Raw genomic sequence first — 14,214 nt, 5'->3', positions numbered from 1 at the left:
CTTCTGCCGCTAGATTTCGTGAAAGATTTGCAGACCGGAGCACAAGCATGGCCAAGACGACGATTGCCCATTTCACCGACACCCACCTGGGACAGAAGCTGGTCATGGCCGACGCGATCGCCGGCGGCAAGATGCGTTACGATAGCGAGCCCGAAGAGCACTGGGATCACCTGCGGCGGGTTCTCGACGATATCGCCGAAAGGGGCATTTCCAGGATCGTCTTTGGCGGCGACATCGGCACGGCAGACTCTGTGCCGCGCTTCTTCGAGCTCTTGGAGCGATACGACTTCGAGATATCGGTCATTCTTGGCAATCACGACGCTTACGCGAACGTCAGGCAGTACTGGGATTGCGACAATGCCGTGGAGGGAAAACTCTGCTACTCGCGCATCGACGGTTCTCTGAAACAGATTTTCATCGACACGTCGGTTGGTGAGTTGGGAGGAAGCCAGCGAGCCTGGCTCGCCGATGAGCTCGTTAGCGTCGAAACTGCCGTGCTATTTGCGCATCACCCGGTCCTGCCGCTGGATACGCCCGTGGACAAAAGCGGCGCGGCATTGCGGGACCGGGAGGAGACCAGGTCGCTGCTGCTTGATAGCCGATGCAAGATATCGATCTTCTGCGGTCACTACCACATGTACGACGCGACCGGAGACGCGAATATCCGCCAGTTTGTGACGCCGTCAACCTCCTATCAGATCGTCAAGGCGTCAGAGACGCTGCAGACGGATCCTGAAACCTTCGGTTATCAGATGCTGACATTTGAAGACGCCCGCATGGAGACGCAAACCGTCATGCTTACCGCAGATCAGGTCAGTCGCAGATCCAGATGAGGATGCAGCTTCTTCAGGTTCGGCAGGGACTTCATCTGCCACGGAATTTGCGACGAGCCGCATACCGTCAGATGAATGTCCGGGTGCTTGCGTGCCTCGATCGTCAATTTAGCAAGCAGGTTGATGCCCGAGGAATTGAGGAAATCCAGGCCTGTGAGATCGAAAGTAGCCTTGCCTCTGCCATCGAACAGCACCTTGGTCGCCAGATCATAGACCGGCGCATAGGCATCGGGGCCTGCCAGGCGCATGGTTCCGTCGAAATAGAGAACATTGCCCTCTGACCAGACGCGGAACGCTTCTTGCTTGATTTCCATAGACGGCCTCTCGTGGATTCATGCGGATGAAATTGCCATGGTGGCATAAGTTTGCACTCTTGTCCGCTTATACGAATGATCCTGATCAAAACGCCAGGCCATATGAGCCTGATAATCACTCATCAGCGTCAACAAACCCAGACCTGACACATTGCCGCCGGTCAGCACACTTGCCTCGATCTGCTCGATGAGCAGATCGCCGGGATCTCCTGCGGTAACCTTCGTCAGCAATTGCTGGAATTTGTCAGCGGCCTCCTCGTCGATGAGGTTTACGATCCGCATCTTGAACTCATGAGCGTCCACCAGGGTCTCGATCACGATATCGCCCGCAACGCGAAATTTGATGGAGTTTTCGATCAGCTCGTTGGTCAGATAGCCGATGTCGTGGCGGATCGTCTTGTAATGCCGCTCCGACGAACGAAAGCTGAGAGCCATCGTCTCGGCGATAAAGTCCGATGTCAGGGCGGAATGGCGCCACGCGAGGTGAAGCGGACCATCCAACAGCTTCAACCGAAGCGCACGGGCGCTATCGAACGAGACGAGATCTTCCTTGCCGTACAGTACTGTCGTCATGGCTTCACCTGTGTCGCATTACCACGAGGGTAATATCGTCATGGATCTTCTGCGTACCGATATAGGCCATCAGGTCATCGAGAATGCCTTTGACCACTTCCTCGGCTGTCCCGCCGTGCAGCCGGCGGGCATCTTCCAAAAGGCGCTCAAAACCGAAAAGCTCGCCGCGCGAATTTTCCGCTTCGGTCACCCCGTCCGTATGCAGAACGACCATATCGCCGGTTCCGAACGGGATCTCCCGTGTGTCTATGAACGGCGAGATATCCGCTTCAAGGCCGACCGGAAGACCGAGATCTCCGGTCTCGATGCGCTCGACATTGCCATTCTGGCGCACGATGATCATGTCCTCGTGCTGACCGGATATGGTCAATCGCTCACCATCATAGTCGAGGAATGACAGCGTGATGTGTTTGTCGGTCTTGGTCCGCTCGATATTCTTGAAGATGGTGCGGTTAAGGTCGGTCAGGAATTTCGCCGGGTCTTTCTCACCGGCCTCCTGCAGCGCGCGGGCGATCGATTGAACCATCAGCATCAACACGCCGCTTTCGAGCCCGTGACCGGTCACATCGCCGATGCCGATCTTCAGGTTCTTGCCGTTCTGCAGCACGTCATAATAATCCCCTCCAACTTCGTCGGCCGGACGCATATAGGCGGCAATTTCCAGGTTCTTGACCTCGGTCAATTCCTTGGCCCGGGGCAAAACCATGAGCTGGATCTGGCGGGCCACATCAAGCTCGGCACCGAGCCGCAGGTTCTCGCTTTTCAGCTGGTTGTTGAGGGCGGAAATCTCTTCCTTGGCGGCCTCGATTTCCTTGGTGCGGTCGGCAACCAGCTTCTCGAGGTTTTCCGTATGGAAGCTGATATCCTCGGCCATCCGGTTGAAGGCAAGCCCGGCTTCGGCCACCTCGTCCTTGCTCGGAATATCGACCCTGACCGAATAATCCTTGGCCTGGATGCGTTTGGCGGCGCCCGCCAGCGCGCTGATGCCGCTGGTGATGCGCTTCGACACGGCAAAGACGGCAGCCGTCACGATCATCAAAGAGACGAGAACAGCAGCGATCTGATAAAGCAGAATGCGATTGGTAGCCCGCGATATCTCATCGGTCGCCGCAATGAGCGACGCGTAAATTTCACGCTCCGGAACGACGATCCCAAGCGACATGACATCGCGCTGCACCGGCCCATCGACCCATAGATTGGTCGCATGCAGCTGTTTGACGACGACAAGATAGGGTACGTCCTCGCCGTCTTCCTTGAGCGAAATATGCTGGATTGCGCCGTCGGCATCGAGCGGCAGATTTGCGATCGCCTTTTGCGTGCTGTTGCGCAGGGATCGATCCAGGCCGGTGACGCCCTTGTTGGCCGCCTCATTCGAGGCGCGCAGGCCGATGACCTTCTCTCCGACCGGATTGATCGCGACCACGTTTCCGTTCGACATGGTCAGGAACCCGAAGCCGCTTTTGGCGACCTTCACGTTTTCGACGATCTCGGCAAGCTGGGTCAGGGTGATATCGGCGCCCGCCGCACCCGCAACGCCATGCCGGTCCGGAGTCCAGAGCGGATGGAAAAAGCTGACGATCAGTTTTCCGGTGATCGCATCGGTGTAGGGCGCGGTCTGTGTGATGTAATCGGCAACCGGCCGCGACGATGGGGTCACCGCCCATTGCTGCCAGGATTCATAAAGACCCGGGAAGAAGAAGGTCCAGAAAGCGGAGCTGTTGTGACCCGGATAGAGCCGGTCGAAGGTTTGCGCCTGGGCGGTATACGGCGCAGTGCGAAAGATAGGCCGCTCTTTCGGGCCGATATAGTACATCTGCAGCTTCGACGCGCCATTATGCAACAGCGACGGCGCGACAAGATCGAGAACCGCGCTCCATTCGATATCGGACTGCACCTGGGGCAGAGGATGGTGGTCCTTGTCGAGCAGATAACCCCAGACGCTCACGACCGACGGCGATCCGGGAGCGTTCTGCGCCCATTGGCCCGCGGCGTTGTAGGTAACGGTCACTGCACCGGGCGAGGCCTCGGATATCGCCAGACCAACATTGCCGTTTCGCGTTGGGTTATCGATCTGTCCTTGAAGGACGCCGGCCAGGGCCTTGACGTCGGAGTGAACCTGATCGAGCAGCAGACTGACCTGTGTGGCTGTCGAATCCGTATAGGAGCGGATATAATCCTGGCTGGCCTTTTCGAGGCCCTGCCCCACCTCTGCCGTGGCATTGCGCGACAGGCGCTGCACGTTCCAAAGCGCAAGGCCACCGCTGACCAATAGATCGAAGAGAACGGCGCCTCCGACGACGACCAGAAACTTGGCGCGAAAGGAGCGCATTCCGAGCAGGGGCTTGGCGATCGGCGTTTCCGTCATAGTGGCTTTTGTCCCGATGAGGCCCAAATCGGCCAGCCAGCATAGCCTCTCGGATGCAGGGCCGCGAAGATGTGATCTTGAAAGCCCTGTTTGAACTGTTCGATGAAATCGGCGGAATCGCCTCGTCTGACCGCCATCTCGTCGGCATAGACATTCTGCCATGCCGTGATGATGTCGGCGAAATCCTGCGGATCGCCATCGAGATTGGTGACCATGAAGCTTTCCATCTTCACGTCGGTGAAGCCGGCATCCAGCAGCATGCGGCGTCCCTTCGGCCCCATCTCGACATCCATATCGAAATGGGAAAACAATTTCGCCACCTCGTTGTATGTCCATTGGATGGTATCTGCCCTCGGCTCGCCGAGGCAATGGGAATTCTTCTCGTTGGTGATGTAGACCCGGCCGCCGGGCTTGCAGATACGATAGAGTTCGCGCAGCAGCACATCAGGGCGGTCGAAGATCTGCAGTGAATGACGGCAGGTTACGAAGTCGAACTGATTGCTTTCAAACAGCATCTGAGACGCATCGCCATAGGTATATTCGATATCATCGACACCGAAATCCCTGGCCACCGCCCTGGCATAGTCGAGGCTGGCTGTGGAATGATCGAGCGCCACGATCCGCGCCGGCTTGAAATCCTTGCGTATAAGCATGGCGAAGTCGCCGATACCACAGCAGATATCGGCGATATCGAGACCTTCACGCAGGCCGTGGCGCGGCAATATTTCACGCTCATGCCGCCAGGTCATCTTGGTCTGGGTCCTCAGAATCGGGATGAAGCTCTGGTTCTCGACGAATGTCTGGCCGGGATAGAAGGCGGAATCGTAGATTTCGAAGACGATATTCGGCGAGAGAGCGCTGAGATGATGAAACAATCGCGCCGCCCAGGCGACGACGCTCGAGGCAACAACGATCAGCTTCAGATCGGGTCTGGAACGCGTGGCATCCACGAGCACGCGCGTCAGCGCGCGAAACGCCGTGTTGTTCATATGAACCACACGCTTCAGGTTGATATAGCAGACACCGTTGACGGTTTCGATGCCGTTCCGCAGCAAGGCGAGATCGTCGGCAAGTTCGGCGACGGAATGCGGCCGCAAGACGCCGGTAAGCGCGAATTCCTGATTGTTGACATCGAATTGCGCGGTAAACGCATGAGATGAAGGAGTGCTCAATTGAGTAACCTCTCAAGCGTCAGATCGACCACGAAGGTCAGCATGCCGGTATCGCGCGCAAGAAGCTCGATGTCGGCGTCGTAGTTGACGGCCAGGCCGAGAAGAATTGCGTGTTCGCTGAGCGCGTCGTCGCTGGTAATCACGTCGAGATAGCTTGCAAGCGCCTGTCCGCCCCTTATGCGTGCGACGATCGCTTCATAAAAACCGCGACGTTCGGCCGAACAGGGAAAGGTCAATTCGATCCGCTCGGTCGCGCCGTTGCGGCAGAAGCGGCAGGTGAGCACACCGCTCCGCTCCTTGGCGTGGAACGACATCTCGAACAACTCGTTCAACGCTGCCGACAGCAGATTGGCATGACGGATCGGGTCGTTGCGGTCGTGGCTGACCATGCTGGCAACATAGGCGGAGCATTGATCGCAATACAGCCAGTCGGCCGCAAAGCTCGCCATCTCCATTTCCAGTTCGAGCAGCGGCTCAAAAGCCTTTTCCGCCTTGGTTTCCATGGTATCCACTTGAGAAACTCCTGGATGAAAAGCATTTCAGAAATTCAGAGGCTGGCGCGAGGCTCGTCGGAAGCCGCGGCCGAATGAAGACGCGCGCCCTGCCGGATGAAGTCATCGAGCCGGTCGGCCGGAAGCGGCGGGCTGATGCAAAATCCCTGCAAGCGGTCACAGCCTTCGTGCTGCAACCACACGGCCTGCTGTGGCGTTTCCACGCCCTCGGCCGTCACACGCATATCGAGACCATGGGCCAGCCCGATTACCGAACGCACGATCGTCTGGCTTTTGGCATCCTGCAAAATATCCTTGATAAAATACCTGTCGATCTTGATCGTATCAAAGGGGAAATTCTTGAGATAGCTCAGAGATGAATATTCCGTGCCGAAATCATCGAGCGAAATTTGAATGCCGAGTACATTCAACGTATTGAGCGTGTCGAGATTGTTGGTCGTTCGTTCCAGGAGCACGCCCTCGGTGATCTCAAGCTCCAGCCGTTCTGCCGGGAAGCCGACAACATCGAGCGTTTGCGAAATGCGATCGGTTAAGCCAGGCGTGAGAAACTCCGCCGGCGAGAGGTTGACCGCGAGCGTATAGTGCCCGGGCCACGTCAGAGCCTCACGGCAGGCCTCCTCCAGCATCCACTGCCCGATTTCGCTCATCAGCCCATCCGCCTCCGCCATCGGGATGAAGGCGGCTGGAGGAATGATGCCGAGTGTCGGATGCCGCCAACGCAGCAACGCCTCGAAGCCCGCTACGTTGGACGGAAGCTCGACCAGCGGCTGATACTCGATGAAGAATTCGTCCCGCTGCAGCGCCACGCGAAGGCTGCGCCGCAGCAGCTCCCTTTGTTCGACGACGATCAGCATGCTCGGGTCGAAGGTTCGCGCCCGGCGGCGCCCCTCCTTCTTGGCGGCGTAGAGGGCCACGTCGGCGGCCTTCATCAGCTGCTCTCCCTCATTGCCGTCGCGCGGGGCGATGGCGATGCCGACGCTGACCCCGACAAAGAGCGAGATACCATTGACGGTGAATGGCTTCTTGAATTCGTTGACCAGCGCTTCGGCGAGCGTCTCCGCCTCTCCTGCCTCTTCCAAGCCGACCTGAATGATGGCGAATTCGTCTCCGGCGAGACGGTAGACGGTTCCGTTATGGTCGAGCGCGCCCTTGATCCTTTCGGCGGCGAGCTGCAGCAAGATATCGCCGGCGCCGTGTCCGAGCGTGTCGTTCACGGGTTTGAAGTCATCCAGATCAAGCTGCATCAATGCCGGTCCGCACGTATCGCCATCGGCCGGAAGCAGCTGTGCCAATTCGGCGCTGAACTGGCGGCGATTGGGAAGGCCGGTCAGAACATCGTGAGTCGCCTGGTGGATAAGCCGTGCTCTCTCATTGCCTTCGTTCCAGAGGCTTCTGGTGGTGCCTGCGCTGTTGGTCTCGATAATCAGTAGGCCGGTCTCGATGTAGGACAGCAGGAAATCCCGTCTGCCGGGCTTGGATACGGGCAGCTGGATCGTCTGTGATGTGCCGGTGTCGATAACCTGCCGAATGATCGCGGCCCAGGCCGGCTTGGCGAGCGCCGGATAGGCTTCCCAAAGGCTCAGACCCTTGCGCGACGAAAGCCCAAGCTGATCCTGGAACTGGCGAGAGGAATCGATCAATTTGAGATCGAGATCCCAAAGTGAAATCATCGCCTCGAAACCGCTGCCAGATTCGGACTCTCTTGGAACTCGCTGCGACCGATCGGCACGGTTCTCCGGCATATGGCCTCGTCCTCCCAAACCAGCCACGCAATATCTGGCGGCTATCCCCGCTTGGTTCCAGCCCTGCTTCGAAACCTACACGCATTAAGAGGCGCGTCTCATCGAACACACGGACGCAGGGAATATCTTACCAGAATGTGGCAACTGCTCTAAACGAATATATTACCGTATCTTTTTTTAGCAATGCGTGCAGAAAGATATACTCAGCAAAGACTGCAAAAGAATGCCGGTTGTTTCATTCGTGGGCAGAGGGCCGCTCGGGGCACATTGCCGCCTGCAAGTGCTTGAACGCTGTGTGTAGGATAGGCCCTTAAGGCGCCGGATTGCATTAGACCCCGGTACGGCAATGCCGCACCGGGGAACCTCTATCAAGGCGCGGCATCTGCCGCAGCAGAAGCAATTTCCGGCTGCGGATTTGCGGCGTCAGTCTTTTTCTTGCCCTTGAAGACGCGTCTGACGGAGACGAAGAGCAGCGGGATGAAGAAGACGCCGAGGACGGTTGCGGAGATCATGCCGCCCATGACACCAATGCCGATGGAGTTCTGGCTGCCCGAGCCGGCACCGTTGGCGATGGCCAGCGGCAGAACGCCGAGGATGAAGGCGAGCGAGGTCATCAGGATCGGCCGCAGGCGCTGACGCGATGCCTCGAGCGTCGCATCGATCAGGCTCTTGCCATGGTTCTGCTGCTCGATGGCGAATTCGACGATCAGGATGGCGTTCTTGGCCGCCAGGCCGATGGTCGTCAGCAGACCGACCTTGAAGTAGACGTCGTTCGACTGGCCGAAGATGGTCGCGGCCAGGAGCGCGCCGAAGATGCCGATCGGAACCGAGAGCATGACGGCGAGCGGGATCGACCAGCTCTCGTAGAGAGCTGCCAGCGCCAGGAAGACGACGAGGATGGAGATCGCGTAGAGCTGGCTTGCCTGGTTGCCCGAGAGTTTTTCCTGGGCCGACAGGCTGGTCCATTCATGGCTGAAGCCGGGCGGCAAGGTTGCCATGATCTTGTCGATCTCGTTCATGGCGTCGCCGGAGGAAACGCCGGGAGCGGCCGCACCCTGGATTTCGACGGCAGACGAGCCGTTATAGCGCTCGAGACGCGGCGAGCCGCTGACCCAGCTTCCGGTCGCAAACGCGGAAAATGGCACCATGTCGCCACCGGAGTTGCGCACATACCAGCGATCGAAATCATCGGGCTGCATGCGAAACTTTCGGTCGCCCTGGACATAGACGCGCTTGACGCGGCCACGGTCGACGAAGTCGTTGACGTAGGTACCGCCCCACGCTGTCGACAGCGTTGCATTGATATCGGCGAGATCGATGTTCAGGGCTCGCGCTTTCTCCTGGTCGATATGGACAGCGTATTGCGGCGTATCGTCCAGTCCGTTCGGACGCGTTCCGCTGAGAAGTGGACTGGCCGACGCCGCGGCCAGAACCTGGCCGCGTGCCGCCATCAACTGCGCATGGCCCGCACTATTGATATCTTTTATGGAGAAGTCGAAGCCGCTCGAGCTGCCGAAGCCGGGAATGGCGGGCGGCGCCAATGCAAACACGCTGCCGTCCTTGATCTTCGAGAACGCCGCCATCGCACGCCGGGCGAGCGCCTGGGCAGAAGATTGCGGCGTGGTCCGCTTGTCGAAATCCTTGAGATCGACGAAGGCGATGGCGACGTTCTGACCCTGACCGCTGAAATTGAAGCCGACACTTCCAAAGACGCCGTCGACATAGTCCTTCTCATTGTTGAGATAATAAGCCATCACCTGGTCGAGTACCTTCCTGGTGCGGTCAGCAGTCGCGCCGGGAGGAAGCTGAATGCTGGTGAGCAGACGCCCCTGATCCTCTTCAGGCAGGAACGAGCTGGGAAGGCGGTTGAACAGGTAGGCGACGGCGCCGCCGATCATCACGAAGATCAGTAGGAACACGACGGTATAACGGATCATGCCGTTGATGCCACGCCGGTAGCGCAGCGTCGCCCGCTCGAAATTCCGGTTGAACCAGCCGAACAGGCCGCGCTCCTTGGCCCCATGCGCCGGCTTCTTCAGAAGCGTCGCGCACAGCGCCGGCGTCAGGATCAGGGCGACGATGACCGACAGCACCATCGCCGAGACGATCGTCACCGAGAACTGACGGTAGATGATGCCGACGGAGCCGGAGAAGAAGGCCATCGGGATGAACACCGCCGACAGCACCGTGGCGATGCCGATCAAGGCGCCGGTGATTTCCTGCATCGACTTGATCGTCGCCTCGCGCGGCGACAATCCTTCTTCCTCCATGACGCGCTCGACATTCTCGACCACGACGATGGCGTCATCGACGAGAAGGCCGATGGCCAGCACCATGCCGAACATCGTCAACGTATTGATGGAATAGCCGAAGACGGAGAGCACGCCGAAGGTGCCGAGCAGCACGACAGGGACGGCGAGCGTCGGGATCAAGGTGGCGCGGATGTTCTGCAGGAAGACGAACATGACGATGAAGACAAGCACGATTGCTTCGAACAGCGTCTTGACCACATCCTCGATCGACAGCTTCACGAATGGCGTCGTGTCGTACGGGTAAACCACCTCGACATTCGGCGGCAGTGTCTCCTTCAAGGTGTTGATGGTTGATTGAACCGCTGCCGCGGTATCGATCGCATTGGCACCCGTTGCCAGGCTCACGCCGAGACCGGCTGCGGGCAAACCGTTGTAGACGCCTGAGGTGATGTAGCTGTCGGCTCCGAATTGTACCGTGGCGACATCATTGATCCTGACCAGCGAACCGTCGGGCAAGCTCTTCAGGATGATGTTCTCGAATTCCTGCGTCGTTTGCAGGCGGCTGCCGGCAGTGATGGTCGCATTGAGCTGCTGTCCGTCGAGTTGCGGGAGCGCGCCCAGCTGACCTGATGAGACCTGCACGTTCTGCGCTTCTATCGCCGAGACGACATCGGAGGTCATCAGCTGATACTTGAGCAGCTTGTCTGGATCGACCCAGATGCGCATCGCATATCGAGCACCGAAGATCTGCGTATCGCCGACGCCCGGCACTCGCTTCAATGTATCGTTCAGCGAACTGTCGATATAGTCGGCAAGGTCGGTTGGCGTCAGCTTCGCATCTTTCGAGACGAAGGCGATGACCATGAAAAAGCTGGTCGTCGACTTGGAAACGGTGATGCCCGTAGACTGCACGGTCTGCGGCAACTGCGCGGTGACGAGCTGCAGCTTGTTCTGCACCTGCATCTGCGCAACGTCGGGATCCGCCTTGTTGGTGAACGTCAGAGAAATTGACGCCTGGCCGGTCGCCGTCGAAGTGGATGCCATGTAATCGAGATTATCGATGCCGGTCATGCCCTGCTCGATGACCTTTGTCACCGAGTTTTCGACGGTTGCCGCATCGGCCCCGGCATAGGTGGCGGTGATGCGCACAGTCGTCGGCGCGATCTGAGGGTATTGCGACACGGAAAGCGTCAGGATGGATAGCGCCCCTGCCAGCATGATGACAATGGAAATAACCCAGGCAAAGACAGGTCGGTCGATGAAGAAACGAGACATCGTTGACCTCAATTCGTCGCGCTAGCAGCGACGGTTCCAGCGGAACCGTCAATGTTGCGCTGCTGTGCGGATGTCTGCTGATTGACGGCGGATGCCTGCTCGAGATTGCCGCTGGCCGGGTCGACGGTAACCGACGCCACATTGACATCCTGGCCATCGCGGATGCGCTGGCTGCCTTCGACGACCACACGGTCGCCGTCCCTCACGCCCTCGCCGACAAGCCAGTTGTTTCCGACATTACGCTGGATGGTCAGAGCACGTTGCTGCACTTTCCCGTCAGCATTGACGAAAAAGGCCGTGGGCTCGCCTTTGCTATTGCGGAAGACGGCGCGCTGCGGCACCAGGAAGCTGTTTTCCGCCACGCCCTCCTCGATCTTCGCCCGCACATACATGCCGGGCAGGAGGACGCGATCGGGATTAGGAAAAATGGCCCTGACATTGATCGTGCCGACCGTCTCGGCGACTGCGGATTCGGCGAATTCGAGACTTCCAGCCTGCCGATATTGCGAACCATCCTCCAACGTCAGATGCACCGAGACATTGTCGCCGCTGCTCTTCAGGCGCCCCTCTTCGATGGCGCGGCGAAACCTCAGCAGGTTGGTGCTCGATTGCGTGACGTCGACATTAATGGGATCAAGCTGGCGGATCGTCGTCAGCGCCGTCGTCTGTTCGGCAGTGACAAGTGCACCCACTGTCACCGTCGATGCGTCGACACGGCCCGAAATCGGTGCGCGGATTCTCGTATAGTCGAGATTGATCCGCGCCGTTTCGAGCGCTGCCCTTGCAGAAGCAACATCCGCTTGCGCCTGAACGAAGGTGGCCTGCGCGTCGTCGGTGTTCTGCTGGCTGACCGCACTTTGAGCGCTGAGCCCCTTGTAACGGTCCAATCTCGCCTGGGCGTTCGGGATCGCAGCTTCAGCGCGCCGCAAGGCCGCGAGCGCGCTGTCGTAGGTCGCCTGGTAGGATGCCGGATCGATCTCATAAAGAACGTCGCCGGCCCTGACCTCGCTGCCCTCCTTGAAATTGCGGTTGCGGATGATGCCGCCAACCTGGGGGCGGACCTCGGCGACGAGATTGGCGCTGATACGGCCGGGCAGATCGGCGGTGATTGCCACCGACTGCGGGCGCAATGTCACCGCACTGATCTCCGGTTTTGCTACGGCGCGATTGGCCTGTGATGCCGGCTGCTCGTTACAGCCGGCCAGCAACAGCGCCATAATTCCGCAGACCGTAGCGCGCGGTAGATACTCTCTCATGAAACCCTCATTGAGTTCAGACCTAAATCGGATGGGAAGATGAGACCGCTCCGCCGCCAGCGTGCGACAGTCTGCGGTCAGTCAAACGTTGAAATCAGTCGCGCGCTCGCAGCCCGCAATGAGTGCCGGCTGGACTAACGAAAGCAGTCTGGAGCATGGAGGCCAGCGCAAAGCACCGCGAAATCTCAAAGTGCTGGGGGCCGGGCGCGGGATTGGCGATCATCGCCTATGTTCCTCTCGAAACCGTTCGTGGGAGAGGAAACGCTACTGCGGCTTTGTCGCATAGCTTTGCCGGCAAATGAGGAAAATGTATCAGTTTGTATTCGCCACCTCGGCGGACCGGAGCCATTCGCCGGCTCGTGAGATATCTTGATACATTTCACACGCGAGCGTGATCGACACCGCCGATGGCAGGAAGCCGATCGGGCACAATTGGGCGATGAACAGGAAAAAGAGAGATGCACATACGCGATCTCCGCCCGTCAGCGAGCGGCGTTACAGATCACTGCCCGGCGGCTTGTCGCATCAATCGAGATGAATGGCTGGCTGGCCCGGATCCGACAAGGCGGCAACCTGTGGAATATCGCTTTCTGCAGTTTTGCGTATGGTAATTTCGATGCCGCCAAGGCGAACACCTTCATCCGTAACGTCCGAAACGCGAATGTAGAGAACTTCGGAGAACTCGCGAAACGTCCGCGAGATCAATTCGTACGCCGCAAGGGCAGTGTTCTCTGGCAAATCATCTATCGATACGGTTTTGTTCGGCTGCATAATCGAAAGCCTTCAGCTGGTCGCCAACTTTGAAACTATAGCGGACATCTGTCGCAAAGATATCTCAGAAACCCGCGAAGTTGTCGCAGATAATTACATAGGTCCACAGTCTGATGAGACGAGCCTCACCCAGCAGCTGAAATCGACGACTTCGCCTGTGCACGATGCTTGGCGATGAAGGCCTTGATCGCCGGAGCGCCCTCGCCTTTGCGATATGCGATGGCAACATCGGAGGTCGTCTCCACACCCTCTATCGACTGATAGCTGATGTTCGGAAGCTCTGCGCAGCGCATGGATTGCGGCACAAGGGCAATGCCGGCGCCGATGCCGACCAGAGAGGCTATTTCGGTGAAATCATGCGCAACCGCCTTGATCGCGGGTTCGAACCCCGCCTCCCGGCATGCGTGAAGCGTGTTGCGATGAAACCCGATTTCCGGCGGCTGACGCGGCGTGATGAATATTTCCGCGCTCAGATGCGCAAGATCCGCCACGGGCCGGCCGGCAAGCGGATGTTCGCACGGAAGGATCGCCATCAGCGGCTCGCGAAGAATGACCTGCACAGCGACACCGCCCGGGATCGGAGCGGGAGAACGGATGTAACCGAAATCGAGAAGGCCATCGGCAATTCTCTGCAACTGCTGACGCAGTTCCATTTCCTGGAGTTCGATTTCGACATGCGGGTGATCGCGCTTGAAATTGCTGATGGCGTGGACGACGGCGCCGGAATAGGCGGCCGACGCGACATAGCCGATCGAGATGCGCCCGCTCTCTCCACGCCCGGCGCGATGGATCGCGGCAACGGTCGCTTCCGTTTGCGCGAGTACCTTCCTTGCTTCCTGAAACAGGATCTCGCCGGCATGGGTCAGCTTCACCGCCCTGCGGCTGCGGTCGAGCAGAGACGTGCCGACGATCCTCTCAAGGCTGATGATCTGCTGACTAAGCCCGGGCTGAGCAATGCCGAGGCGCACCGCGGCGCGATCGAAATTGCGCTCTTCGACCAGCGTGACGAAATACCGGAGATGTCTGAGCTCAAAACCTGTTTCGGAACGTGCCGCCAATATCACCTCCACTGAAGAGTTGAAGGCCCCGAGGGGCATGGATCTTTCATAGCCATGACTTATGAAAAATTCGAGCGCCATTTATTGGAAT

The 14,214-nt window shown here is 58.7% G+C and carries 11 protein-coding genes; 2 read left to right on the top strand and 9 right to left on the bottom strand.

The features are described 5' to 3' along the window. The first annotated feature begins 47 nt into the window (after positions 1-47). Positions 48-833: a metallophosphoesterase gene (locus HGP17_RS15220; protein WP_168810339.1), complete on the top strand. Its 786-nt coding sequence runs from the start codon at positions 48-50 to the stop codon at positions 831-833. On the opposite strand, the gene HGP17_RS15215 is transcribed toward HGP17_RS15220, so the two are convergent. The 8 genes from HGP17_RS15215 to HGP17_RS15180 form a co-directional block, all read right to left on the bottom strand. Further along, positions 809-1,147 carry a hypothetical protein gene (locus HGP17_RS15215; protein ID WP_168810337.1) on the bottom strand — a complete coding sequence of 113 codons (339 nt, stop codon included), beginning with the start codon at positions 1,145-1,147 and terminating at the stop codon, positions 809-811. The genes HGP17_RS15220 and HGP17_RS15215 overlap by 25 nt on opposite strands. A gap of 18 nt (positions 1,148-1,165) precedes the next feature. After that, positions 1,166-1,720 (bottom strand): ATP-binding protein, encoded by a 555-nt coding sequence (locus tag HGP17_RS15210; RefSeq protein WP_168810335.1) that lies wholly within the window; start codon positions 1,718-1,720, stop codon positions 1,166-1,168. 4 nt (positions 1,721-1,724) lie between these two features. Beyond that, the gene (locus HGP17_RS15205) at positions 1,725-4,085 is read right to left on the bottom strand and encodes a SpoIIE family protein phosphatase (protein ID WP_168810333.1); all 2,361 of its coding nucleotides are present in this window, start codon (positions 4,083-4,085) and stop codon (positions 1,725-1,727) included. Then, on the bottom strand, positions 4,082-5,257 hold the full coding sequence (locus HGP17_RS15200; protein WP_168810331.1) for a class I SAM-dependent methyltransferase: 1,176 nt from the start codon (positions 5,255-5,257) through the stop codon (positions 4,082-4,084). Before HGP17_RS15200 ends, HGP17_RS15205 begins: the two co-directional genes overlap by 4 nt. Beyond that, positions 5,254-5,760, bottom strand: coding sequence for a ubiquinone biosynthesis methyltransferase UbiE (locus tag HGP17_RS15195; protein ID WP_168810902.1), 507 nt, complete (start codon positions 5,758-5,760; stop codon positions 5,254-5,256). The genes HGP17_RS15200 and HGP17_RS15195 overlap by 4 nt, the downstream gene beginning before the upstream one ends. A gap of 44 nt (positions 5,761-5,804) precedes the next feature. Further along, a complete protein-coding gene (locus tag HGP17_RS15190; RefSeq protein WP_168810329.1) occupies positions 5,805-7,511 on the bottom strand; it encodes an EAL domain-containing protein in 1,707 nt (568 codons plus the stop codon). 368 nt (positions 7,512-7,879) lie between these two features. Continuing rightward, positions 7,880-11,038 carry an efflux RND transporter permease subunit gene (locus HGP17_RS15185; RefSeq protein WP_168810327.1) on the bottom strand — a complete coding sequence of 1,053 codons (3,159 nt, stop codon included), beginning with the start codon at positions 11,036-11,038 and terminating at the stop codon, positions 7,880-7,882. An 8-nt stretch (positions 11,039-11,046) separates the two neighbouring features. Further along, positions 11,047-12,294 (bottom strand): efflux RND transporter periplasmic adaptor subunit, encoded by a 1,248-nt coding sequence (locus HGP17_RS15180; RefSeq protein ID WP_168810326.1) that lies wholly within the window; start codon positions 12,292-12,294, stop codon positions 11,047-11,049. Between the two features lie 432 nt (positions 12,295-12,726). On the opposite strand from HGP17_RS15180, the gene HGP17_RS15175 reads away from it, so the two are divergent. Further along, positions 12,727-13,098: a hypothetical protein gene (locus HGP17_RS15175; protein ID WP_168810324.1), complete on the top strand. Its 372-nt coding sequence runs from the start codon at positions 12,727-12,729 to the stop codon at positions 13,096-13,098. A gap of 92 nt (positions 13,099-13,190) precedes the next feature. On the opposite strand, the gene HGP17_RS15170 is transcribed toward HGP17_RS15175, so the two are convergent. Further along, a complete protein-coding gene (locus HGP17_RS15170; protein WP_168810321.1) occupies positions 13,191-14,162 on the bottom strand; it encodes a LysR substrate-binding domain-containing protein in 972 nt (323 codons plus the stop codon). Positions 14,163-14,214 lie beyond the last annotated feature (52 nt).

It is taken from the genome of Rhizobium sp. P38BS-XIX (assembly GCF_012641435.1).
Lineage (GTDB): Bacteria > Pseudomonadota > Alphaproteobacteria > Rhizobiales > Rhizobiaceae > Rhizobium.
This window is presented reverse-complemented; position numbering and strand designations above follow the sequence as displayed.